Source organism: Micromonospora sp. 067-2 (assembly GCF_046549295.1).
Classification (GTDB): Bacteria; Actinomycetota; Actinomycetes; order Mycobacteriales; family Micromonosporaceae; genus Micromonospora.
In genome coordinates this window covers 289249-310553 of the sequence record NZ_JAJPWB010000006.1, presented here as the reverse complement: position 1 = coordinate 310553, position 21305 = coordinate 289249, and the positions used below count along the sequence as shown (strand labels likewise).

At 72.8% G+C, this 21305-nt stretch carries 22 protein-coding genes; 10 read left to right on the top strand and 12 right to left on the bottom strand.

Annotated elements, in window-relative coordinates; all coding sequences use genetic code 11:
- Positions 1-4: 4 nt before the first annotated feature.
- Positions 5-2047 carry a glycerophosphodiester phosphodiesterase family protein gene (locus ACLJN9_RS16770; RefSeq protein WP_410812278.1) on the bottom strand — a complete coding sequence of 681 codons (2043 nt, stop codon included), beginning with the start codon at positions 2045-2047 and terminating at the stop codon, positions 5-7.
- A 193-nt stretch (positions 2048-2240) separates the two neighbouring features.
- On the opposite strand from ACLJN9_RS16770, the gene ACLJN9_RS16765 reads away from it, so the two are divergent.
- Entirely contained in the window at positions 2241-2648 is a 408-nt protein-coding gene (locus ACLJN9_RS16765; protein ID WP_410812277.1) for a hypothetical protein, read from the top strand.
- A gap of 111 nt (positions 2649-2759) precedes the next feature.
- On the opposite strand, the gene ACLJN9_RS16760 is transcribed toward ACLJN9_RS16765, so the two are convergent.
- From ACLJN9_RS16760 to ACLJN9_RS16745, 4 genes are all read right to left on the bottom strand, one after another.
- Positions 2760-3119: a hypothetical protein gene (locus ACLJN9_RS16760; RefSeq protein WP_410812276.1), complete on the bottom strand. Its 360-nt coding sequence runs from the start codon at positions 3117-3119 to the stop codon at positions 2760-2762.
- A gap of 9 nt (positions 3120-3128) precedes the next feature.
- A complete protein-coding gene (locus tag ACLJN9_RS16755; RefSeq protein WP_410812275.1) occupies positions 3129-4886 on the bottom strand; it encodes a hypothetical protein in 1758 nt (585 codons plus the stop codon).
- Between the two features lie 20 nt (positions 4887-4906).
- Entirely contained in the window at positions 4907-5866 is a 960-nt protein-coding gene (locus ACLJN9_RS16750; RefSeq protein WP_410812274.1) for a hypothetical protein, read from the bottom strand.
- Between the two features lie 473 nt (positions 5867-6339).
- Entirely contained in the window at positions 6340-8571 is a 2232-nt protein-coding gene (locus ACLJN9_RS16745) for a HelD family protein (protein ID WP_410812478.1), read from the bottom strand.
- 222 nt (positions 8572-8793) lie between these two features.
- Here ACLJN9_RS16745 and ACLJN9_RS16740 point away from each other — a divergent pair, with 222 nt between their 5' ends.
- Positions 8794-9429 carry an SGNH/GDSL hydrolase family protein gene (locus ACLJN9_RS16740; RefSeq protein WP_410812273.1) on the top strand — a complete coding sequence of 212 codons (636 nt, stop codon included), beginning with the start codon at positions 8794-8796 and terminating at the stop codon, positions 9427-9429.
- A 56-nt stretch (positions 9430-9485) separates the two neighbouring features.
- Here the strand turns inward: ACLJN9_RS16740 and ACLJN9_RS16735 are convergent, their stop codons facing one another.
- Positions 9486-10595 (bottom strand): LolA family protein, encoded by a 1110-nt coding sequence (locus ACLJN9_RS16735; protein ID WP_410812271.1) that lies wholly within the window; start codon positions 10593-10595, stop codon positions 9486-9488.
- A 95-nt stretch (positions 10596-10690) separates the two neighbouring features.
- Here ACLJN9_RS16735 and ACLJN9_RS16730 point away from each other — a divergent pair, with 95 nt between their 5' ends.
- Positions 10691-11347 carry a response regulator transcription factor gene (locus ACLJN9_RS16730; RefSeq protein WP_410812270.1) on the top strand — a complete coding sequence of 219 codons (657 nt, stop codon included), beginning with the start codon at positions 10691-10693 and terminating at the stop codon, positions 11345-11347.
- A gap of 224 nt (positions 11348-11571) precedes the next feature.
- The gene (locus ACLJN9_RS16725) at positions 11572-12945 is read left to right on the top strand and encodes an ATP-binding protein (protein WP_410812477.1); all 1374 of its coding nucleotides are present in this window, start codon (positions 11572-11574) and stop codon (positions 12943-12945) included.
- A gap of 30 nt (positions 12946-12975) precedes the next feature.
- Here the strand turns inward: ACLJN9_RS16725 and ACLJN9_RS16720 are convergent, their stop codons facing one another.
- Positions 12976-14724, bottom strand: a complete 1749-nt coding sequence (locus ACLJN9_RS16720) for a tetratricopeptide repeat protein (protein ID WP_410812269.1) — start codon at positions 14722-14724, stop codon at positions 12976-12978.
- A gap of 57 nt (positions 14725-14781) precedes the next feature.
- Positions 14782-15243 (bottom strand): MarR family winged helix-turn-helix transcriptional regulator, encoded by a 462-nt coding sequence (locus ACLJN9_RS16715; protein ID WP_410812476.1) that lies wholly within the window; start codon positions 15241-15243, stop codon positions 14782-14784.
- 49 nt (positions 15244-15292) lie between these two features.
- Here ACLJN9_RS16715 and ACLJN9_RS16710 point away from each other — a divergent pair, with 49 nt between their 5' ends.
- Both ACLJN9_RS16710 and ACLJN9_RS16705 read left to right on the top strand, forming a co-directional pair.
- Positions 15293-15814 (top strand): VOC family protein, encoded by a 522-nt coding sequence (locus ACLJN9_RS16710; RefSeq protein ID WP_410812268.1) that lies wholly within the window; start codon positions 15293-15295, stop codon positions 15812-15814.
- 25 nt (positions 15815-15839) lie between these two features.
- A complete protein-coding gene (locus ACLJN9_RS16705) occupies positions 15840-16721 on the top strand; it encodes a hypothetical protein (protein ID WP_410812267.1) in 882 nt (293 codons plus the stop codon).
- A 115-nt stretch (positions 16722-16836) separates the two neighbouring features.
- Here the strand turns inward: ACLJN9_RS16705 and ACLJN9_RS16700 are convergent, their stop codons facing one another.
- Positions 16837-17016 carry a DUF4236 domain-containing protein gene (locus ACLJN9_RS16700; protein WP_410812266.1) on the bottom strand — a complete coding sequence of 60 codons (180 nt, stop codon included), beginning with the start codon at positions 17014-17016 and terminating at the stop codon, positions 16837-16839.
- 241 nt (positions 17017-17257) lie between these two features.
- Between ACLJN9_RS16700 and ACLJN9_RS16695 the strand changes: the two genes are divergently transcribed.
- From ACLJN9_RS16695 to ACLJN9_RS16685, 3 genes are all read left to right on the top strand, one after another.
- Complete coding sequence (locus ACLJN9_RS16695; RefSeq protein ID WP_410812475.1) at positions 17258-17344, top strand: putative leader peptide; 87 nt, start codon at positions 17258-17260, stop codon at positions 17342-17344.
- 129 nt (positions 17345-17473) lie between these two features.
- Complete coding sequence (locus ACLJN9_RS16690) at positions 17474-17605, top strand: hypothetical protein (protein WP_410812265.1); 132 nt, start codon at positions 17474-17476, stop codon at positions 17603-17605.
- The gene (locus tag ACLJN9_RS16685) at positions 17602-18213 is read left to right on the top strand and encodes a malonic semialdehyde reductase (RefSeq protein ID WP_410812264.1); all 612 of its coding nucleotides are present in this window, start codon (positions 17602-17604) and stop codon (positions 18211-18213) included. Before ACLJN9_RS16690 ends, ACLJN9_RS16685 begins: the two co-directional genes overlap by 4 nt.
- 12 nt (positions 18214-18225) lie before the next feature.
- Here ACLJN9_RS16685 and ACLJN9_RS16680 read toward each other — a convergent pair whose 3' ends face one another.
- Together ACLJN9_RS16680 and ACLJN9_RS16675 are read right to left on the bottom strand one after the other, a co-directional pair.
- Positions 18226-18681, bottom strand: coding sequence for an RrF2 family transcriptional regulator (locus ACLJN9_RS16680; protein WP_410812263.1), 456 nt, complete (start codon positions 18679-18681; stop codon positions 18226-18228).
- Between the two features lie 43 nt (positions 18682-18724).
- A complete protein-coding gene (locus tag ACLJN9_RS16675; protein WP_410812262.1) occupies positions 18725-19675 on the bottom strand; it encodes a helix-turn-helix transcriptional regulator in 951 nt (316 codons plus the stop codon).
- A 203-nt stretch (positions 19676-19878) separates the two neighbouring features.
- Here ACLJN9_RS16675 and ACLJN9_RS16670 point away from each other — a divergent pair, with 203 nt between their 5' ends.
- Positions 19879-20655 (top strand): glucose 1-dehydrogenase, encoded by a 777-nt coding sequence (locus ACLJN9_RS16670; protein ID WP_410812261.1) that lies wholly within the window; start codon positions 19879-19881, stop codon positions 20653-20655.
- 97 nt (positions 20656-20752) lie between these two features.
- Here the strand turns inward: ACLJN9_RS16670 and ACLJN9_RS16665 are convergent, their stop codons facing one another.
- Positions 20753-21184, bottom strand: a complete 432-nt coding sequence (locus ACLJN9_RS16665; RefSeq protein WP_007457244.1) for an SsgA family sporulation/cell division regulator — start codon at positions 21182-21184, stop codon at positions 20753-20755.
- Positions 21185-21305 lie beyond the last annotated feature (121 nt).

Genomic DNA, 21305 nt, shown 5'->3' with positions numbered 1-21305 from the left:
CAGATCAGCGCAGGCCGTTGCGGACCGCGACGCTCACCAACAGCTCCGGGTCGTCGGTGATGATGCCGTCGACGCCCAGGTCGATGACCCGCTGCATCACCCGCGCGTCATCGACGGTGTACGGAATCACCTTCAGGTCGTACCGCGTCTGAAGGGTCCGCACGTCCGGTCCGTGGAAGTACGCCGGGTTCTCGCGCAGGTACCAGTCGGCCGAGGCGACCGTCCCCTGACGCGGGTCGTGCACCTGCCAGTTCGCCGACACGGTGCCGGCACCCGCGGCCCAGGTCAGCCTGCCCAGGTCCTGGTACCTCCACCAGTCCAGCCCACCGGTCCACGGGCTCTTCACCGACGGGTCGCCGTACGCCGCCTGCAACGAGCACTCGTCGGCGAGGGTGGCGCACTCGGCCGGGCCGTACTGCCACACCAGGGCGACCGTGCCGATCCGCCGGTCGAGCTGGCGGGCGTAGGTGATGGTGCGCCAGTCGAACGACTGGATGGTGGCCCGCTTGGTGAAGCCGGCCCTCTGGATCGCGCCCACCAGCTTGCGGGTGAAGCTGCGGTACGGCTCGGTGTCGTTCACCAGCGGGTTTATCTTCGTCTCGATGTTCATCCCGACGTCGCTGCGACCACTCGCCCTCACCAGGGCGAAGACCTCGTCCAGGGTAGGAATCCGGGCGCCCGGCGCGGGCACCTGCGCCGGCAGCTCGGGCAGCGTCTTCGTGCCGCAGTCCACGGTCTTGAGCTGCGCCAGGGTCAGCTCGTGCACCGGCTTGCCCACGTACGGGAACGTCGGGTCACCGGGTCGCACCGGGGCGGTGTCGACGCAGTGCGACCCGTTGACGGTGCGGTCGTGCAGCACCACGAGCTCGCCGTCGGCGGTCACACCGGTGTCCAGCTCCAGTGTGGAGATGGCCTTGTTGGCCAGCGCGTTGGAGAACGCCGGCAGGGTGTTCTCCGGTCGGGTGGCCCGACCGCCCCGGTGCGCCTGGATGTCGAACGGCGCCGCGTACGCCTTCGGCAGGCGGTAGCCACGCTGGGCCAGCAGGCCGCGCAGCCGGTCCGGGTAGTCGGTGATGATGCCGTCCACACCGTCGTCGATCAGCTTGGTCATGGTCGGCACGTCGTCGACCGTCCACGGGATCACCTTGATCCCGTACCGGTACGCCTCGGCCACCATCGTGCTGGTGACGTACGGCTTGTAGCCGGGATCGGTGACCGTGCCGTTCTGCGGGAAGCCGTGCACCGGCGAGAAGGCGCTGGCGCCGAAGCTGCGGATCGCCCGGATCGGGTCGCCGCCGAAGTCGTCGATGTCCAGCCCGCCGAGCCACGGCGAGGCGCCCGGTTGGCCGGTCTGCAGGAAGTCGTAGTTGGTCAGGGCGACCAGCGGCAGTTTCGGCTCGACCTGACGCATCCGCATCAGGGAACCCCAGTCGAAGCTCTGCACGGTGACCTGCCTGAGCAGCCCGGCGGCGCGGACCTCGGCCGCGGTGACCCGGACGAACTGCTCACGCGGCGCGGTCTCGGTCGGCGCGCCGGCCTCCACCTTGGTCTCGACGTTGAGCGTGACGCCCCTCGCCTGGTAGCGGTTCACCAACGCGAAGACCTCACGCAGCAGCGGCATCCGCGCACCCGGCACGGCTAGCTGACCGGGCTTGTCCGGCAGCGTCTTCGATCCGCAGTCGAGGGTGCGCACCTGGGCCACGGAGAGCGTGTTGACGTACTTCCCGACGTACGGGAACTCCGGGTCGCCGGCGGTCACCGGGGCGGTGTCGACGCACTTGGAGCCGGTGACCTTCCGGTCGTGGGTCACCACGGCCTGGCCGTCCTCGGTGATCTGCACGTCGAGTTCGAGGGTGCTCACCCCGAGTTGAAGGGCGTTGCCGAAGGAGGCGAGGGTGTTCTCCACCCGCAGCCCGAGGCCGCCACGGTGGGCCTGCACGTCGAATGTCCGGTCCGGCCGCGGCTTCGCCTGGGCGGGCACCGCGAGCCCGGTCGTCACCGTCGCGGCCACCAGGGCCGCGACGGCGGTACACCGTACTGTGCGCACGCTGTCATCCCCTCCTGCCGGCGGGTGTCTCCCACCGGTCGCCGACGAGCATGGACACCTCCGGCGGCGGGCAGGCGGCCAGCGGGCGGCGCGTCGGTGAACCGGGGTGGACGACCTCCCGGGGCGACGGTGGGTTTGCCGGGCGGGTGGTCGGGCACGCAGTCGGTTCCACAGCTTCTGTGAGGTGATGGACGTGCGTGAGGACGACATGCGGCAGGACGCCGCCCGCCGGGCCGAGAACCGGATCGCCGGCGGCGTGTACGGCGAGGGCGCCCTCGACGAGGTGACGCTGCCCCGCACCGATGTGGATAGCCAGATCCAGCGCGACGACCCGTTCGACCCGGCGCACGAGCGGATCGACCCGCAGGTGCTGCGCGACGGCGGTCCCGTCGGCGGGCAGGGTGCGGTGACCACCACGGGTGGCACCGCGGGCCCGGCCAGCGTGCGCCGGGTGGCCCGTCAACCGGAACGCCACCGGGGCACAGTCGCCCCGACGACAACCGGCGACGCCACCACCGGCGGCCTGAGCACGCCGACCGGCGGCGGCACCAGCGACCAGTCCACGTCCGCGACCGGGCCAGCCAAGTCCATCGACGACTGATTGCCCTGCGTGATCATGAGGTTGGCGTGGCTGTCAGAGATCACAGTCCACGCCAACCTCGTGATCGGCGGACCGAGTCTGAGAGGGTCGCCGGAGTCCTGAGGTCGGGTTTCAGAGCGGCCAGTGCTGGGAGACCAGGTCGATCGCCCTGCCGATGGTGTCCGACAACACCCCGCCCACCGTGGCCAGCGCGGCGAGCGTCTCCAACGAGGTCAGCACCGGTTGGCGGTCTTGCTGCCGCGCTGCCCGGACCGCCTCGATCGTCGCCACCTCGCGGTCGGCCCGCGCCGGGTCATCGAAGTCGCTGACGCGTTCCTTGAGGATGCGCAGCAACTCGTCGAGTCTCTGCGCGGGATCGGTCGTGCCGTTGTACTGCACGAAGCTGACGTTCTCGCTGGCCATTGCCTGCTGGCCGCCGGTGATCGTGTTGTGGATGACGGTCGAGCGCGTCGGTGGCTGCGGGTCTGCCATGGGGCTCTCCTAGTTGTGCTGTCCAAAGCTGACGTTGGAGCTGGCGAAGGCCTGCTGGCCGCCGAAGATGGTGTTGACGTTGCCGAAGATGTTCTGCACCTCGGCAGCGCGTTGGGCGAGGGCGCCGGTGTCGAGGCCGCGCTCGTTCAGGAACGCGACGACCGCCTCCAACACGGCCCGTTCCAACAGCTTGGCGTACTTCCACTCGTCCAGTAGTTGCAGGTGTTTGAACGGGGCCGGCTCCGCGACGAGTTGCCGCACACTGATCCGGGCTCCGTAGTCGTGGGTCCGGAACTGTGCGCTGGCCGCGAGCGCATCGGCCATCCGGGTCCTCATGCGCCAGTGGTGTCCGAGTCTGCGGGCCAGCCGCCAGCCGCTGAGCACCGAGTCGGTCAGCATGCTCGACACGGCGCTCCGCAGGAGCCGGGCCGTGGACTGCTCCGGGTGCAGCCGGTCGACCAGCGCGTACCGGGCCCGGATGGGAGGCATCACGGTGGTGACGAACTCGACGTAGAGCAGCCCGCCCTCGACGGCGACGTGGACGAAGGCGGAGATGTCGATGCCCAGGTTCTGCTCCGGCAGCACCAGCCGTCCGTCGGGCGTGTGCAACGGCTTGCCGGCGTCGCCGACCACGATCCGGTCGTAGTAGCGCAACCCTCCCTGTGGATGCCGGATGATCGCCTCGATCACCTCGTCGGACGCCCGGCTACGGGGAATGCCTGTCGTCGGGTCGAGCAACGGATCACCCTGTTGCCGCACCCCGTCAGCCACGATGTGGGGCACCAGGTAGAGGCCGGGTATCCGGACGGCGTGCGGCAGCGGTTCCTCACGCATCCGCTTGATCGCCGCCCGCACGTGCGCGGTCAGGGCCGGCCCCAACTCCTCCTGGTTCGTCGTGTCGGCGCTGGTGGCGTCGTCAGCGACGGTGGTCCGCTTGCCGGCTGGACGCACCGCGATGGCGTACGCCCAGCCCAGCTCGGCCTTGCCGCAACCCAGGAAGGCGTCCCGCTCCTGCACGGTGATGTTGCCGTACTGGGCACGAGCCACCGTGGCGAGCCGACGGGCCACCCTCTCGTCGGGCACGGGCGGCAGCACCGGCGGCACGCCGGGCCGCAGCTCGTCGGTCAGGATCTGGTGGGTGGTGCGCTCGAAATGGATCAGCACGACCAGGGTGGCGACGCCGAGCAGGATGGGCATCCAGGCCAGGAGCCCGAAGGCCCCGACCGCGACCTGACTCTGTAGCGCGGCGACCAGCGAGCTGACGGAGATGTCGGCGTCACCGCCGAGTTGGCTCGCGTCGGACATCATCGTTGGCAGGAACAGCAGCGGCAACAGGAGTGTTCCGCCGCCGCAGAGAACCACGACGAAGAGTGACCCGAACAGCAGCACGCGGACCCGCAACGGGAGTAGGCGTACCTCCCGCGACCGGGCGGCCAGCACGGCCACCCCGAGCAGTACCCAGGCGATGGTGGGGATCGTCGAGGTGACCAGGCCGATGGCGAGCAGGCCCAACAGGAGGCCGTCGCGGGTCAGATAGCGACGTCGCGCCCGGAAGCAGTGCCGCACGACCGCGTTGAGGTCGAAACCGAACGAGAGGGCGACGGCCCGGCGTTCGTCCTCGACCACCTCCCTGATCACCGTGTCGGCGAGTTCTTCGTCGATGTAGGCCGCCCCGCAGATCTGCCGGGTCGTGTCGGACAACCGGAGCGGCACCTGGTAGGGCGGGAAGTCGAAATGGTCGGCCTGCGGCCGGTCGGTCACCGTCACGTCGCCGTCTCCCCGTCCCACTAGATGTCCTTCGTCGTGCGGACGGGTAGTCCACACGAGCTGGCGATCGGGTTCCATCGACGCAGGAACTCGCCCTTGGCCGTCTGCGACCGCTCGGAGAGCTGGTTGCCGCGGCGCCAGTTGGCGTCGAGCGAGCAGCCGGAGCTGATGGAGTGTCGCGCCCAGGCGGCGTACGCGGCGTCGGCGTCACCCGAGTAGGCGAAGGCGGACACCAGATAACCGCGCATTGCCGGTCCGTCCGCGAAGGCGTCAATCGTCAATGCCTGGGCCTGATCGCGTTGGGCCAGCCGCTGCCGTGTGACCCCCTCCAGCAGCGCGACCGCCCGGCTCAGGTCACGGCACTCGCCGACCGCCGCGATGGCGGTGGCCAGGTCGCCGCGTGAGGCGACCGACTCCTCCAGCAGGGTGTTCACCACCTCGGCCTGCGCGCGCCGCGCGGTGTCCGGATCGTCGCCTGGTGTCGGCGTCAGGACCTCCGTCGCCGTCGGTCGTTCGACCTCGGACGGCGTCGATGCCGCCTCGGTCGTCGGTGCCGTTCGCGCCGGGGGCACTTCGTCGCCGCGCGGCGCCGCCGACGTGGCCGCCGATGGCGGGAGCGGCACGGTCACCCCCGCGATGAGCGCTACCACGACGGTTACCACCAGGGTCGGGACCAGAAGCTGGACCACCCGTGACAGGTCCCCGTGACGGTGCCCGACCCGGGTGGCGCGGGCCCAGATGTGCCCCGGAGTCTCGGGTACGCCCAGGACGGCGGTCACCACGTAGACGGCGACGGCGAGCGTGGCGAGCAGGTAGTGCCACGGCGCCAGCCGACCCGGCACCAGGGAAACGTCCCGCGCGCCCCGGGCGAGAGCGATGAGGAGCACGACCAGCAACCACCCGGCGAGCAGGGCCGCGCACAGCATCACGTCCCACACCCGTACCGACATCGCCCCGGCCGCGCCCGAGGGGGACGCCACCGCCGATTGCTCTGCCGGGGCGGACGCTGAGACCGCGGGCTCTGGCACGGCGGACGCTGCGACCGCGGGCTCTGGCACGGCGGACGCTGAGACCGCGGGCTCTGGCACGGCGGACGCTGCGACCGCGGGCTCTGGCACGGCGGACGCTGCGACCGCGGGCTCTGCCGGGGCCGACGCTGCGACCGCCGGCTTCGGTGGCCGGGCGGTTGCGGCTGTCGCGCTGGTCGTCGGAGCCCGCGGTACGGCCGTTGCGCCGGGCAGGGCCGACCCGCAACGCTGGCAGGTGGGCAGCGCCGCGTCAGTGTCGGCCCCGCAGATGACGCATCGCATCGCTCACCGCCCTCCCCCGACAGACGCCGCTCGGGGTGGACGATATCGACGACGGCAACCCGAAACATCCTCCGTCCGGAGGGTGCACCCGCGGACGCGGCTATCCGACAGTCCCCAGTAGAGCCACGCCCGGAGAGCGGCGGCTACGAGGCGGTGGTTCGGGATCGGCGCAGGATGCCCAGGCGTTGGGTGGCGCGGGTGAGGGCTACGTACAGGTCGCTGCGTCCGCGCGGTGACTCGGCGACCATCAGCTCCGGGTCGACCACCAGCACCGAGTCGAACTCCAGCCCCTTGGCCTGTGCGACGGTCAGCACCACCACGCGGCTCTCCAGCTCCGGATGCTCGCCCACGGCGGCCTCCGGCAGCGCGGCGGTCACCGAGGCGCCCAACGCGTCCACCCGGCTGGCCGGCACGATCACGCCGAGTCGGCCCTCGGCCAGCCCGGCCGCCTCCCGGGTGGCCGCCGTCACCAGCTCGGCCGCCAACTGCTCCTCGGGCACCGCCCGGTCCCACGGGGGTACGCCGCTCTCCCGTACCGAGCGCGGCGGCCGCAGCGCGGGGTCGATCTCGGCGAGCACGTCGGCGGCGACCGCCATGATCTCGGCGGGGGTGCGGTAGCTGACCGTCAGCTCGGTCAACCGCCACCGCCGCGCGACGTAGGGGGCGAGGGCGTTGCCCCAGGAGGGCGTGCCGGTGAGCGCACCGGTCTGCGCCACGTCCCCGACGATCGTCATCGACCGGCTCGGGCACCGGCGCATGAGCAGCCGCCACGCCATCGGCGAGAGCTCCTGCGCCTCGTCCACGATGACGTGACCGAACGCCCAGGTCCGGTCGGCGGCCGCGCGCTGGGCGGTGGTGAGCCGATCGGTCTCCTCCTGCCGCTCCAGCAGCCGGTCGGCGTCGATCAGGTCGGTCACGCCGAGGATCTCACCGCCCTCGGCCTCGTCCTCGACGTCGATCGAACGGGAACCCCGGGCGATCTCCAGTACGCCCTCGGCGTACTCCCGTTCCATCAGGCGGATGCGGTCCCGGCGGGCGGCGGCGGCTCGCTCGTCCTCGCCGAGCAGTTCGGCGGCCTCGTCCAGCAGCGGCACGTCGGCCGGCGTCCAGCCACCCGGCTCGCGGTGCAGCAGGGCCCGCTCCTCGTCGTCGAGCATCGGCGCGGCGGTGGCGATGCGCTCCGGATCGGCGTAGAGGTCGGCGAGCAGGCGCTGCGGGGTGAGCACCGGCCAGAGCCGGTCGAGGACGGCCGTGATCTCCGGTTCGTCCCGCAGTTCCCGGCGGATCTCGGCGCGGTCGGCCTCGTCGAGCAGGTTGTCCCCGCCCAGCGGGTCGGCGCCGATCCGCTCGGCCACCTGCTCGGCGAGCGCGTGGATGACCTCCACGTCGAACAGCGCCCGGGCCAGGTTGTGTGGGCGGCCGACCCGGCGCACCCGGTCCCGCGCGGTGCGCACGGTCCCCGGGTCGAGGGTCAGCGCCTCGCGCTCCACCTCGATCTCCAGCGGCTCGTCCGGCACCCACTGCCGGTCCCGCACGGCCAGCGCCAGCACCTCGGTCAGGACCGCCCGACCCTTGAGCGCGGCGGCCTCGGCCGGCTCGGTCCGCTGCGCGCTGACCCCGGGAAACAGGTCGCCCTGGGTACGCAGCAGCACGCCGGTCTCGGCCAGCGTCGGCAGCACCTGGGAGATGTAGCGCAGGAAGGTCGCGTTCGGGCCGACCAGCAGCACGCCCCGGCTGGACAGCTCCCGCCGGTGTGTGTAGAGCAGGTACGCCGCCCGGTGCAGCGCCACCGCGGTCTTGCCGGTGCCCGGGCCGCCCTGGACCACCATTACCCCGGGCAGCTCGGCGCGGATGATCCGGTCCTGTTCGGCCTGGATGGTCTCCACGATGTCGCGCATCCGACCGGTGCGGCCGGCGTTGAGCGCGGCGAACAGCGACGCCTCGCCGGTCAGCTCCTCGTGGGCGTCGGGAGCGGCGCTGTCGATGTCGAGGACCTCGTCGTTGAGCCCGGTCACCTTGCGCTGCCGGGTACGCAGGTGCCGGCGGCGGCGTACCCCCTGCGGGTTGGCGGCGGTCGCGAGATAGAACGGGCGGGCGGCGGGTGCCCGCCAGTCCATCAGCAGGGGGTCGTAGTCGCCCGTGGTGTCGAAGATGCCGATCCGGCCGATGTAGTGGCGGGTGTCGTCATCGCCGTCGAGGCGGCCGAAGCAGAGCCCGTTCTCCACGGCGGAGAACTGCTCGACCTGGTCGGCGTACATCGCCACGGAGCTGTCTCGCTGGGAGCGGTCCTGCAGGGTGCCGCCGGTGCTGCGCAGCTCGTCGGTGAGCCGGTGGGCGGCCTGCTCACGCAGACCGTCCAGCCGGTCGTAGAGCATCGAGACGTACTCCTGCTCGCGACCGATCTCGTCGTCGAGCGGCAATTCGCCGGAACCGCCGGAGTGCCTTGACAAGCCGTCTCCCCATAGATTAGAATCGCTTGCAGGAACGGCTATCAGCCGTTCTTTTTTGTGTCCTCGAACTGTTGAAGATAGCGCGTCTGAGCGGCTCGGACCAAGCCGGACGGGCCGACGCGCCCGGTGATCGCGAGGTGGCGGCGGATGATCCTGCGGACCGGGCAACGGGTGGTCTTCATCGGCGACAGCATCACCGACTGCGGGCGGCGGGACGTGGCCGCGCCGTACGGCGACGGCTACGTCAGCCTGGTCCGCGCCCTGGTCGACGCCCGCCACCCCGAGGCGGAGCTGCAGTGGGTCAACCGGGGTGTCAGCGGGGACACCGTCCGGCGCCTGGCCGCCCGCTGGGCGGACGACGCGATCGGCCAGCACCCGGACTGGCTCTCCGTGATGGTCGGCATCAACGACATCTGGCGACGTTACGACGGCTGGCCGGACGACGCGGTCGGCATCGACGAGTACGAGCGCACCCTGCGCGACCTGCTCCGACAGGCGGTGGACGCCACAGGCTGCCGGCTGATCCTCGGCGACCCGTTCTTCATCGAGCCCGACCGCGGCGACCCGCAACGCGCCGACACCGACCGGTACGCCGCCGTGGTGGCCGCGCTGGCCGCCGAGTTCGACGCGGTGCACGTGCCCACCCAGGCGGCGTTCGACCGGGTGCTGGCCGTCAGCCCGGCGAAGCGCTGGGCCGACGACCGCGTGCATCCCCACCTGCCCGGTCACGCGGTGCTCGCCGACGCGTTCCTCACCGCCCTCGGAGTGACCGCCGCTCCCTGAGCGCGACGACCGCGCCGGCCCGACCCGTGGGGTCGAGCCGGCGCGACGGCCGTAGGTCAGCTGCGGGCGGCCTGGTAGAGCCGCTCCGGCGTCACCGCGCCGGCGAGGATCCGGCCGTCGTCGGTGAGCAGCACGCTGAAGAGCTTGCCGGTCAACAGACGGCCGCTGCCCCAGTTCCCGCTGACCGCCGGCAGCCCGCCGAGCAGCTTCGACACGGCCGCGTCCGGCGCCTCGGCCGGGGCGCCGGCCGGCTTGCCGGCGGTGGCGCCGCCGACGCGGGCGACCAGCACGGTGGTCCAGCCGGCGCCGACGGCGCGTACCTGCGGATCACCGGCCGGCGCGGAGTGGCGCGGCCCGGCCGCCCCTGGCCGCTCGGCGGTCTCCTCGCTGACGGTCACCCCGGGCGGCGGGTTGAAGGTGAACTGGTCGGCGTCGGGACGCCGGTAGTCGACCTGGGTGAAGGCCACCTCGAACGCCGGCTGGTCACTGCCCTCGGCGAGCACCTCGAAACGCAACGGCACGTGCTGCTTGGCGTCGATCGCGATGCGCAGCTGGTGCACCAGCGAGTCCTTGTCGCGCGGCTGGAGCACCAGCTCGTACGCGTCCCGGCCGGCGACGGTGGCCGAACGGCCGACGGTGACCTGGGTGCTCGGGTCGATCGCGCCGAGAGCCAGGTCGGCGGCCTCCTGCGGGGTGGCCGGCAAATGCGGCTGGGCCTCCGGTGCCGGCTTGCCCGCCTCGGCGTCGCCGAGCGTGCGATGGCTGGCGGTGTTGGTGCGGCTCTCCCACGTCCAGAGATCGCGGCCGTTGCGGATCAGGTCCCGCTCGCCGAGGGTGTCCAGCAGCGCGACCCGCTGCCGCTCCGGCCCGGAGTACCAGACCCGCAGGGTGTGCGTACCGGTCAGCAGGGTGGTCAGGTCGTTGCCGCCGACCAGCCCGACCACCGGCGGCAGACCGAGGTCGGCTCGCTGCACGACGGTGCCGGACAGCCCCTCCAGGCGGGAGGTCTGCAGGTCGACCAGGAGCTGTGCGGCGGTACGCGGTGGCAGGCTCGGCTCTGCCTCGGCGGCGAACGTGCCGATGGCCGCGCCCCCACCGATCACGGCTACGGCGGCGGTCGCCGGGACCAGCCAGCGCAGGATGGGACGGCTTCTCAGAACGGACATGGTGGCACCTCCTGCGACCATCCTGCCCGGTCATCGCTGTGAACGTGCTGAGGACACCGGGTTGCCTCGATTGACCCAGGTGGCACCCTTGGATCGTGCGGTTGCTGGTGGTGGAGGACGAGGCGCGGTTGGCGGCTGCCCTGCAACGCGGTCTGCAGGCGGAGGGGTTCGTGGTGGATGTCGCCGCGACCGGCCCGGCCGGCCTGGACGCCGCCCGGCACGGCGGGTACGACGCCATGATCCTCGACGTGATGCTGCCCGGCCTGTCCGGCTACGAACTGGTCCGGCGGCTGCGCGCCGAGCAGCACTGGCTGCCGGTGCTGATGCTCTCCGCCAAGGACGGCGAGTACGACCAGGCGGACGGCCTCGACTGTGGCGCCGACGACTACCTCACCAAGCCCTTCTCGTACGTCGTGCTGCTGGCTCGCCTGCGGGCGTTGCTGCGCCGGGGGGCGCCGGAACGCCCGGCGGTGCTCGCGGTCGGTGACCTGCGGCTGGACCCGGCCCGGCGGCGGGTCACCCGGGCCGACGCGGAGGTTGCCCTGACGGCGCGGGAGTTCGCGCTGCTGGACTATCTGATGCGCAGGCCCGGTCAGGTCGTCTCCAAGATCGAGCTGTTGGACCACGTCTGGGACGCGAGCCTCGAGACCGCTCCGAACGCGGTCGAGGTGTACGTCGGCTACCTGCGCCGCAAGCTCGGCCGGGACCGGTTGGAGACCGTGCGGGGCGCCGGCTACCGGTTGGCGACGTGAGCACCGACGCGCCGGCCGGACCGACCACCGGTGGGCCTGCCGCCGTGGAGCCTGCCGCCGCCGAGCCGGCCGCGCCGGACGACTCTGCCGCCGCCGTCACAGTTCCGAGGTCGGCTGCGGCGGACGCCGCTGGTCCGGTGCGCCCCCGCCGTCTGTGGCGCGGCCGGCCGCGGGTGCTCGGGCTGCGCGGCCGGCCGCCGGTGCTCGGGCTGCGCGGCCGTCTCATGGCGATCGGGGTGGTCGGCCTGGCGGTCGGGCTGGCCCTCGGGGGAGTGGTGCTGCTCGGCGCGCTGAGCTTCGTGCTGCAACGCACCGTGGACACCGAGGCGTTCCGTACCGCCGACGCGGTCGCCCTGCTCGCCGCCGAGGACGCGCTGCCCGATCCGCTGCCGGTGGCCGGCGGACAGGTACGCGTCCAGGTGATCGACGCCGACGGGCGGATCCGGGCCGCCTCGATCGACGCGGATCGGCTGGTGTCGATGGTCCGCCCAGAACGGCTGACCCGTGACGGCCGACAGCGGCTGGAGGTGCCGGCGGAGCGGGTCGGGCTCGCCGGCCCGGTCCGGGTCGTCGCCGTACCCGCCGGCACCCCGGCTGACCCGCTGACGGTGCTGGTCGCCCGCTCGATGGCCGACGTGCGCCACAGCACGCACGTGGTCCGGGCCATCCTGCTGGTGGCGTTCCCGCTGCTGGTGGCCGTGCTGGCCGGGGTGGCCTGGCGGGTGGTCGGTGCGACCCTGCGTCCGGTGGAGGCGCTGCGGCAGGGTGCCGAGGAGATCACCGGGCGGGCCGGAAGCGGCCGCCTGCCGGTGCCCGCCTCGGCCGACGAGATCCATCGGTTGGCGGTCACCCTCAACGGCATGCTGGACCGCTTGGAGTCCGCCCGGGTCCGGCAGCGGGCGTTCGTCTCCGATGCGGCGCACGAGCTGCGCAGCCCGTTGACCAACATCCGCACCGAGCTGGAGGTGGCTCAGCGCCTCGCCGGGCGGACGGACTGGTCGGCCGTGACCACCAACCTGCTTGCCGACACCGAACGGCTGAGCCGGCTGGTCGACGACCTGCTGCTGCTGGCCCGGCTGGACGAGACGCCACCGGGCCGGGGGACCGGGTCGGTGGAGGTGGGCGCCCTGCTGACCGAGGTGGCCGCCCGGTACCCGTCGCCGCCGGTGCGGGTGGTGCCGCCGTCCGGCCCGCTGTGGACCGTCGGGAACGCCGATGAGCTGCGCCGGGTGCTGGCCAACCTGGTCGACAACGCGCTCCGGCACGCGACCGGCAGCGTCCTGCTGGCGGCCGAGGCGACGCCCGCGAGACCCCACGAGGCGGCGTACCACCTGGTGACGGTGACCGACGACGGCCCGGGGATTCCGGTCGCCGACCGGGACCGGGTCTTCGGCCGGTTCACCCGTCTGGACGACGGGCGGGCCCGCAACGACGGTGGTGCCGGCCTGGGCCTGGCCATCGTCTGGGAGCTGGTGCGCCGCGCCGGTGGCAGCATCACCCTCACCGACGGCAACGACCAGCGAGGGCTGCGGGTGCGGCTGTTGCTGCCGGTCCTGCCAACCGACGGAGGCCACGAGCCGACCGCTGACGCGCGGTGACGAGTGGCCGCGACGAGTCGGCTCGCACGCTCAGCGGCGGCGGGTGCAGACCTCGTTGGCGCTGGCGACGGTGTCGGTGGACCAGACGACGGCCACCGTGAAGCAGTAGTCGTTGGTGCGGCCCAGCCCGTACACGACGTAGCTGGTGGTGCCGGCGGGCAGGGTGGCGAAGGCGCTCTTGCCCTGACCGGCCCGACCGCCGGAGACGACCACCGGTCCCTCACCGCCGGCCGGGTAGGCCCAGCGCAGGGTGATGTTGTCCCGGTTGTCGCTCAGGGTCACCGTGCCCGGCGGGGTGCCGGGTGTCGCGGCCGGCGGCGCGGCGACGGGCGACGCCGCACCGGGCCGGGCAGCGCTGCTGGTGGCGGGCGCGCCCGTGGCGGTCGGGCCGACGGCGGGGGAATTTGTGGCCGGCGGGGGTGCCTGGTTGTCGCGGTCGCCGACCCGCGCCACCCCGGCGATCACCGCCGCGGCACCCAACAGGACCACGATCACGCCGCCCACCAGCACCGGCACCAGCCGCCTACGCTGCGCCGGCGGCGCCCGGTGTACCGGCACCGGCAACAACCGGGACGGCGTGTACGGCTCGACCGACGTGTACGACTCACCTGGCGTGTACGACTCACCTCGCGTGTACGGCTCGGCGGAGCTGTACGGCTCGGCGGAGCTGTACGGCTCGCCCGGCGTGTACGGCTCGCCCGGCGCGTCGGGCTCGGTCGGCGCACCGGGTGGGTGTAGCCGGTACACCCCCGACGCCTCCTCGGTGCCGCCGCCGGCGAGGCCGAACACGGACGGGGGCACGGGCGGCTCGTCGGGGTGGGGCGACGGCTCGTCGCTCGGATCGGGTGGCCACCACGAGTTCGCCGATTCGCCTGGCTCGTCGGCCGGCACCCGCGGATTCGGTACGGCGCCGCCGCCGGCGAAAGGCCCGCCACCGGCCAGAACTCCACCCGCGCCCGCCGCCGAGCCGCCGTGCGCTGGGGGCTCCGACGGGTGGTAGCCGGACTCAACGCGCCCACCGCTGTGCGGCGGGGTGCGGGCGGCCGGCACCGTCGGAGTGTCCCGGGCGGTGGGCGCGTTGTCGGCGCAGGCGTGGTCGGGGTTGGCTGCCGCCCGTGCCAGCGCCGCCACCTGCGCGGCCAGCGGGTCGTCGGCGGGCAGGTGCTGCCGGCACAGCTCACGGGCCAGCGCCAGGTTGTCGTGCGCCTCCGCGAACTGCCCACAGTCGCGCTGCATCGCGCCGAGCCGGGCCAGCATCTTGATGCCGCTGGGGTGCCCGTCGCCGTACACCTCGCGGTGCAGCTCCCAGGCGTCCTGGAGCCGGTCGCGGGCCACCGTGCACTGGCCGCGGGCGTACTCGACGGTGGCCAGGTCGGCGTGGGCGGCGAGCACCCGCAGCGACTCGGGGCCGTCCTGTGCGGTCAGCTCGATGATGACTTCCTGATAGAGCCGGGCGGCGCGGGAGTGGCTGCCGACCCGGTGCAGCACCGCGGCCAGGGTCGCGGCGGCGGCCACCGTGCGCGGGTCGGAGCGGCCGTGCAGCCGGTTGGTGGCCGCGTACGCGAAGGCGGCCCAGCCTCGGGCGGAGTGGGGCTCGCCGAGGGCCACCAGCACCCGCGCCTGGAGGCTGGCCGCCTCGGCCAGCTCTCCGGTGGCGTTGGCCGGGCGAGGGTCGGCGTCGGTGAGCGCGTCGGAGAGCAGTCGCTGCGCGCCGGGCAGATCGCCGGCGGACACGAGCTGGTGCGCCTGATCAGTCAGTTCACCGAAGCCGGAGGACACGCCCCATCGTGCTCATCTGACGACGGTAAGTACAAGACCCGCGCCGGTGTCGATCGGTCAGGATCTCGTCAGGTGCTCGGCCAGGGTCTCGCTGATCCGGCGTAACTGGTCGACCTGAGCCGGGCTCAACGCGTCGAACAGGTGCCGGCGTACCCCCTCGACGTGGCCGGGTGCGGCGGCCGCGAGGGTGGCAAAGCCGGCGTCGGTGAGGAGCGCGACCTGCCCACGCCGGTCGGTGGGGCACTCCTCGCGGCGCACCCAGCCGGCGGACTCCAGCCGGGCCACCGCGTGCGAGAGCCTGCTGCGCGACGACCCGGTCGCCTCGGCCAGGTCGCTCATCCGCAGTTGACGATCGGGGGTCTCGGAGAGCCGGACCAGGATCTCGTAGTAGGCGTGCGGCATGCCCGCGTCGCGTTGCAGCTCGCGGTCGAGCGTGTCCATCAGCCCGCGGGAGGCGGTGAGGAACGCGCGCCAGGTGCATTGCTCGTCGGAGTCCAGCCAGCGGGTCATGACCGCCATCATAGCCCGAATGGTTGAGAGCTCAACTAATTCGCGCTAGCCTGGCGTCATGGGTATCCACCGGCTCAACCACGCGGTCCTGTACGTCAGTGACCTCGCCCGCAGCGTCGCCTTCTACCGCGACGTGCTGGGCTTCCGCCCGGTGGCGATGACCCCGGACGGCTTCCGGGGCGCCACCTTCCTCCAGGCCCCCGACTCCACCAACGACCACGACCTCGGCCTGTTCGAGATCGGCGCCGGCGCCGGGCGGTCGACCGCCGGCCGGGCCACCGTCGGGCTCTACCACCTCGCCTGGGAGGTGGACACCCTCGACGAGCTGGCCGCCACCGCCGAGCGGCTCGTCGCCGCCGGCGCGCTGGTCGGCACCTCCGACCACGGCACGACCAAGAGCCTCTACGGGCAGGACCCGGACGGTCTGGAGTTCGAGATCGTCTGGCTGGTTCCGGCCGACCTGCTCGACGGTGCGACGCTGGCCGCCCGCAAGCAGATCGGCCGGCTCGATCTGGCCGCCGAGCGGCAGCGCTACGGCGGGCAGACCCGGGGTGGGGTGGGGATCTCCGTCCCGGCCTGAGGAGGCCATACGGTAGAACGGAACGATGCCGACCGACCGGACCACCGACCTTCTCCGTGAGCTGCTGGTCCGCCAGTTGACGACCTGGCTGCCCGCGGCCCTGCAACGTTCCCGGCGGGCCACCCTCGCGCTGTGTTGGGCCGGTGCCGATGGCGGCGGTGCGGAGGCCGCGCTGCGCGCGGTTGCCGGCCACGCCGACCAGTTGCGCGGCCGGCGGGTGACCGTGCTGGTGCTGGCCGACGGTGCGGCCGACCTGCCGGCCCGGCTCGGCGGGGTCGAGGCGGAGTTGCCCGCCGAGGTCACCGTCCACCTGCTGCCCGGCACTCCGGACCGGCTGCCGGTCGCGCTGAAGGCGGCCGGCGCGGCCGGCGCCCCGCTGTTCTGCTTCCTGGACCTGCCCGACCCCGTGACCCCGGAGCTGCTCACCGCCGCGAGCAACGGCCGCACGGGGGAGGTGCTGCTGCACGCCGGCAGCGGCGCCCGCGACGCCCTCGACGCTGCCGGGTTCCCGCTGGTCGCGGAGGTCGTGCCGGTATTCCCGGGCGACCGGGCAGCCGGTGTGATCTCCTTCGGCAGCCGCTCGGACCGGAGCCTGGAGGCGGTCCGCGACGCGCTCTGGGCGGTCGGCGCCGACCTCGACGTGCGCTACCGCGACCCGGCGGGCGCGACGGTCGACGTGGCCGGGCACCCGGACCTGGAACCGCTGGCCCGCGAGTTGCTTGCCGAACTGCGCCGGGGTGGGCCACGACCGGTCACCGAGCTGCGTCGGCACACACTCACCGGGACCGTCTACCGTGCCGCCGACGCCAATCTGGCGCTGGCCGACCTGCTCGACGCGGGTGACGTGCGCCGCGAACGCGAGTCCGGCAGGTTGGCCGGCGACGAGATCATCACTCCGTTGCGCTGACCGATGGGTTACGAGAGCCGCCCACCCGTCCGGGCGGGGTCGACGGCTCGTACGCCCTCGGACGCCGAGCGGGGTGCCGGTGTATACACCGGCACCCCGCTCGACTCCCGGATCGCTAGGACCGGGACTTGTTCTGCTTCCAGGACAGCGGACCCGGCAGGTCGACCCGGTGCGCCCGCGCCTTGGAGTTCCAGGACCAGCGCCCGATCTTGATGCTCCACGAGGAGAAGCCGTTCTCGGTGAAGTTCAGGATGATCGGACCGATCTTCTTGCGCTTGCGAAACATGAGGCCCATCGGAGGACTCCCCTCGTCACCGTTCCCTGCCGTGTCGAGATCGAACATGCCCGAACCGGCGAATTCCGAAACCCCCTCGCGGTCCCGGGTGGACGGTGGCTCGCCGCGGCGCGGCAATCCCTACCAGGCAGGTAGGTGTTGCGCGGCGGTTAACAGTGCTGGAGGCGGCTCTCAACATAATCAGCGACATAGATCTCACTTTCTGGAAGTCCGTTGACCGGCCGATCCCAGCGCCGGCAGCATGGGGTACATGTCGCAGCGGGATGAGCTTTTCCTTACCGCTCGCGTGCACGTCGACCTGGTCCGGCACGCGAGCGCCCTCTGTTGAGCTGACCGGTCCGTCCGGCTCGGCTCCACCGCCGCACTCTCACCGCCCGCGCTCAACGCGGAGCAGCGTGCCCCCCGCCCCGCACCCGGGCGTTCTGCACCTCTCTCGTGCACAGACCAGGAGACCTCCATGTCCCCACCCCGTCGTGCCGTCCTGCGTACCCTCGCCACCGCCGCGTACGGCGGCCGCACCCTGCGCGAGCACTGCGGGCTGCCCCGACCGGCAAGCGCGTACGCCGCGCCGGCCCCGGTGTCGGCATGAGCGTGTCCGCCACACCCGATCTGCTCGCGTTGGACCGGGCCGCCCAGGATCTGCTGTTCCGGGCGGCCCGCACGGCCAACACGTTCACCGACGAGCCGGTCACCGACGCTCAGGTCGAGGCCATCCACGACCTGATCCGGTACGGGCCGACCGCGTTCAACGGCCAGCCGCTGCGGGTGCTGCTGCTGCGCTCGGCCCCGGCCCGGGAACGGCTGCTGCCGTACCTCTCGTCGGGTAACCGGGCGAAGACGGCCAGCGCGCCGCTGGTCGCGGTGCTCGCCGCCGACGTCGACTTCCACGATCGGCTGCCCGAGCTGTATCCGCACCGCCCCCAGGCCCGGGACTGGTTGACCGACCGGGAGGCGCGAGCCGAGCAGGCCCGGTTCAACGCGACCCTCCAGATCGGCTACCTGCTGGTGGGCGTACGCGCGGCCGGGCTCGCCGCCGGCCCGATGGCCGGGTTCGACGCCGCCGGCGTGACCCGGGAGTTCTTTCCCGACGGCCGGTACGAGACGCTGCTGCTGATGAACGTCGGCCACCCCGGCCCCGACGCCTGGCGCGACCGCCTGCCCCGGCTCAGCACCTCGGAGGTGGTGCGGACGCTGTGACGCGGCACCGGGTCAGCGTGGCTCCCAGGCGTCGGGCAGGGCGGTGAGCTTGCGGACGTGGGCGGGCAGTCGGCCACTGAGGATCTCGGCGAGGCTCACCTCGTCGACCACTCGCCGCACGGCGGCGCGCACCGCCACCCACAGGCCGGGCAGGTTCTCCGCCGAGCCCTCGTACCGGGTCTCCTCCGGGCGCAGGCCCCGCACCCCGGCCAGTGGGCCCTCCACGGCGCGCAGCACCGCGCCGACGGTCACCTCCCTCGGCGGACGGGCGAGCGCGTAGCCACCCTCGGCGCCGCGCTGGGCGCGGACGATGCCGGCCCGACGCAGATCGGCCAGGACCGCCTCGAGGAACTTGCGGGGCAGGTCCTGCTCCGCGGCGATGGCCTGGGTGGACAACAGCGAGGGGTACGCGGTGGCGAGGCTGAGCGCCGCCCGTACCGCGTAGTCGCCGCGCGCGGAGATCTGCACACTGCCATCATGCCCGGCTGCCGCCGCTCCCTTGGCCGGTGGGCTACCAGGGTCGGGCGGCGTGACCACCGTTGGCGGGCTCGCCGGGAACACCGGCTCGGAATCTGCCGCCGTTGGCGCTCGTCGCCTCCCTGGGCGCTCGGGGCCGGACGACCCGACCGGGCGGCTGGTCCCGGGCGGCCCGGAACGCTCCGGGGCTGACCCCCACCTCCCGGGTGAAGAAGCGGCCGAAGTTCGTGGGCTCGGAGAAGCCGAGGTTCCGGCCGATCCGGGCGATCGGCTCGTCGGTGGCGGCGAGTAGCCGACCGGCCTGCAGGGCGACCCGCTCGTCGATGACCTGTTTGGCGCTGCGCCCGGTGACGGCCAGGCAGGCCCGGGTCAGGGTCCGCACCGAGCAGCCGAGGTCGGCCGCGTAGTCCTCCACCCGCCGGGTGTGCTGATAGCCGTGCTCCACCTCCCGGCAGAACCGCTGGAACGTCTCCACCTCGGGCCGCGACGCGGGTTGGTCCTCGTCGGGCAGGGCCAGGCGCAGTAGCAGCACGGCGAGCTGGTGACGGAGCAGGGTGCGGGCGGAGGGGCGGTGGCCGTGCCGCTGGCAGTCCACCGAGAGTTGACTCACCTCGCTGATCACGGCGTCCTCGTCCTCACCGGCCAGCTGCCGCCAGGTCGGCGCGTCCGGGTCGACGTCGAAGCCGCGGAGTGCCTCGGGATCCCAGCCGACCACCGTCGCGTCGAACTGGGGGCCGGCGCAGCGCAGCACCTGGCCGGCGCGGACCCGCAGCAGCGTGCCCGGCCGGCACGACAGCGGGTGGAAGTCCAGCTCGGCGTCGCCGTGGCCACGCGTGGTGAGGATCAGCAACTCCCGTTCGACGAGCACCGGTCGGCGCCAGCCCGGGTCATTGGCCAGGTCAGCCAGCGCGAAGGTGGCGATCTCGTCGGGTGCGGGTGGCGCTGTTCCGATCGGTGGCGCGGGGGAGGGATCGGTGAAGGCCATCGCCTGCGACGGTAGCCCGAACCGCAGGTCACCGCATCCTGGCCGCCGCTGCGGTCGCAGCCGACCCGGCGCGCCCTCGCGGGCTTGTCGCGATCCCGAGAACCGGGCTACGTTACCCGGCGGTAGCGCCGCCCGGGTTCGATCCGTCCGGTGCCCCGCCGCCCGCCGGACCGGCGGACCCGCCGACTCGCGATGGGATGGACATGACGCAGCTGTTCTCGGTCGAAGGCAAGACGGTCCTGGTCACCGGCGGATCACGGGGCATCGGTCTGATGATCGCCCAGGGCTTCGTCCGGGCCGGCGCGCGAGTGATCATCTCGTCCCGGAAGGCGGATGTCTGCGAGGCCGTCGCCAAGGAGCTCTCCGCCGAGGGTCGCTGCGAGGCCATCCCGGCCGACCTCGGCGACGACGCCGGCGCCGAGGGGCTCGCCGCCGCCGTGCGGGAGCGGGTCGGTCGCCTCGACGTGCTTGTCAACAACGCCGGTGCGACCTGGGGCGCGCCGCTGGAGAACTACCCGGAGGCCGCGTTCGACAAGCTCTGGGCGGTCAACGTCAAGGCCGTCTTCCGGCTGACGACCGCGCTGCTGCCGGCCCTGCGCGCCGCCGCCAGCGCCGACGACCCGGCCCGCGTGATCAACATCGGTTCGATCGACGGCGTACGGGTGCCGTGGATGGAGGTGTACGCGTACTCGGCCACCAAGGCCGCCGTGCACATGCTCACCCGCAGCCTGGCCCACCAGCTGGCCGGCGAGCAGATCACCGTCAACGCCATCGCGCCCGGCCCGTTCGAGAGCAAGATGATGGCGTTCGCGCTGGACGACCCGACGAGCCGGGCCACCATCGAGCAGCAGGTGCCGCTGGGCCGCATCGGGCGCCCCGACGACATGGCCGGCACGGCCATCTACCTGTCCTCGCGGGCCGGCGCGTACCTCACCGGCGCGGTCATCCCCGTCGACGGCGGCATCACCACGCACGGCTGAGCACCGCCCCGGGCGCGACGCTGTCCGCGTACCCCCCGGGTGTGCCGGAGCCGCGCGGACTCGGCAGGTCCGCGCGGCACCGGTCGTGGCCGGTGTTTCAGCGACCGGCGAGCAGCCGGTTCACCGCCGTGTCGACGTCCAGGTGTTCGGCCTCGCGGCCGCGCGGGACGACGACGTAGGTCCGTCGAAGGAAACGCACCAGGACGCTGCGCGGCACCTCGAAGAGGGCGTTGCCGTCCGGTGACGAGAGGGCCAGCGCGACGAAGTCGCCGCGCGGGGTGGCCCAGGGCCAGACCCGCACATCCCCGATACCGGCTGGCTCGTCCAGGCCGGTGACCAGCAGTTCGCGAGCGAAGGACCAGCTCACCGCCTCGCCACCCGCCGATTCGGCGTGGAACAGGACATGGACCGCATACGGGTCAGCAGGGTCGTAACGCAGACTGGCACGCACCGGCAATGCGGTGGCGTCAGGCGCGACGAGCCTTAGCGACGTCTCGACCTCTACGGTCGTCGGTCGAATGACACTCATGGACGTTCTCCCCCCGGCACCGCTGCGGAACGCGCGTGTCCCGCTTTTCCCATACTCAGGTGCTACCTCTGGCTACGCTCCGCCATACGCTGACTTCACCCAGTGGTGGGAAGGGGAACGG

Bases quoted from the DNA above. Each gene is read 5' to 3' on its own strand.
- ACLJN9_RS16760 (WP_410812276.1), bottom strand. From the start codon at position 3,119: ATGGCAGACCCGCAGCCACCGACGCGCTCGACCGTCATCCACAACACG.
- ACLJN9_RS16745 (WP_410812478.1), bottom strand. From the start codon at position 8,571: ATGCTCTACGACCGGCTGGACGGTCTGCGTGAGCAGGCCGCCCACCGG.
- ACLJN9_RS16740 (WP_410812273.1), top strand. From the start codon at position 8,794: ATGATCCTGCGGACCGGGCAACGGGTGGTCTTCATCGGCGACAGCATC.
- ACLJN9_RS16735 (WP_410812271.1), bottom strand. From the start codon at position 10,595: ATGTCCGTTCTGAGAAGCCGTCCCATCCTGCGCTGGCTGGTCCCGGCG.
- ACLJN9_RS16725 (WP_410812477.1), top strand. From the start codon at position 11,572: ATGGCGATCGGGGTGGTCGGCCTGGCGGTCGGGCTGGCCCTCGGGGGA.
- ACLJN9_RS16715 (WP_410812476.1), bottom strand. From the start codon at position 15,243: ATGGCGGTCATGACCCGCTGGCTGGACTCCGACGAGCAATGCACCTGG.
- ACLJN9_RS16710 (WP_410812268.1), top strand. From the start codon at position 15,293: ATGGGTATCCACCGGCTCAACCACGCGGTCCTGTACGTCAGTGACCTC.
- ACLJN9_RS16705 (WP_410812267.1), top strand. From the start codon at position 15,840: ATGCCGACCGACCGGACCACCGACCTTCTCCGTGAGCTGCTGGTCCGC.
- ACLJN9_RS16700 (WP_410812266.1), bottom strand. From the start codon at position 17,016: ATGGGCCTCATGTTTCGCAAGCGCAAGAAGATCGGTCCGATCATCCTG.
- ACLJN9_RS16695 (WP_410812475.1), top strand. From the start codon at position 17,258: ATGGGGTACATGTCGCAGCGGGATGAGCTTTTCCTTACCGCTCGCGTG.
- ACLJN9_RS16690 (WP_410812265.1), top strand. From the start codon at position 17,474: ATGTCCCCACCCCGTCGTGCCGTCCTGCGTACCCTCGCCACCGCCGCG.
- ACLJN9_RS16685 (WP_410812264.1), top strand. From the start codon at position 17,602: ATGAGCGTGTCCGCCACACCCGATCTGCTCGCGTTGGACCGGGCCGCC.
- ACLJN9_RS16675 (WP_410812262.1), bottom strand. From the start codon at position 19,675: ATGGCCTTCACCGATCCCTCCCCCGCGCCACCGATCGGAACAGCGCCA.
- ACLJN9_RS16670 (WP_410812261.1), top strand. From the start codon at position 19,879: ATGACGCAGCTGTTCTCGGTCGAAGGCAAGACGGTCCTGGTCACCGGC.
- ACLJN9_RS16665 (WP_007457244.1), bottom strand. From the start codon at position 21,184: ATGAGTGTCATTCGACCGACGACCGTAGAGGTCGAGACGTCGCTAAGG.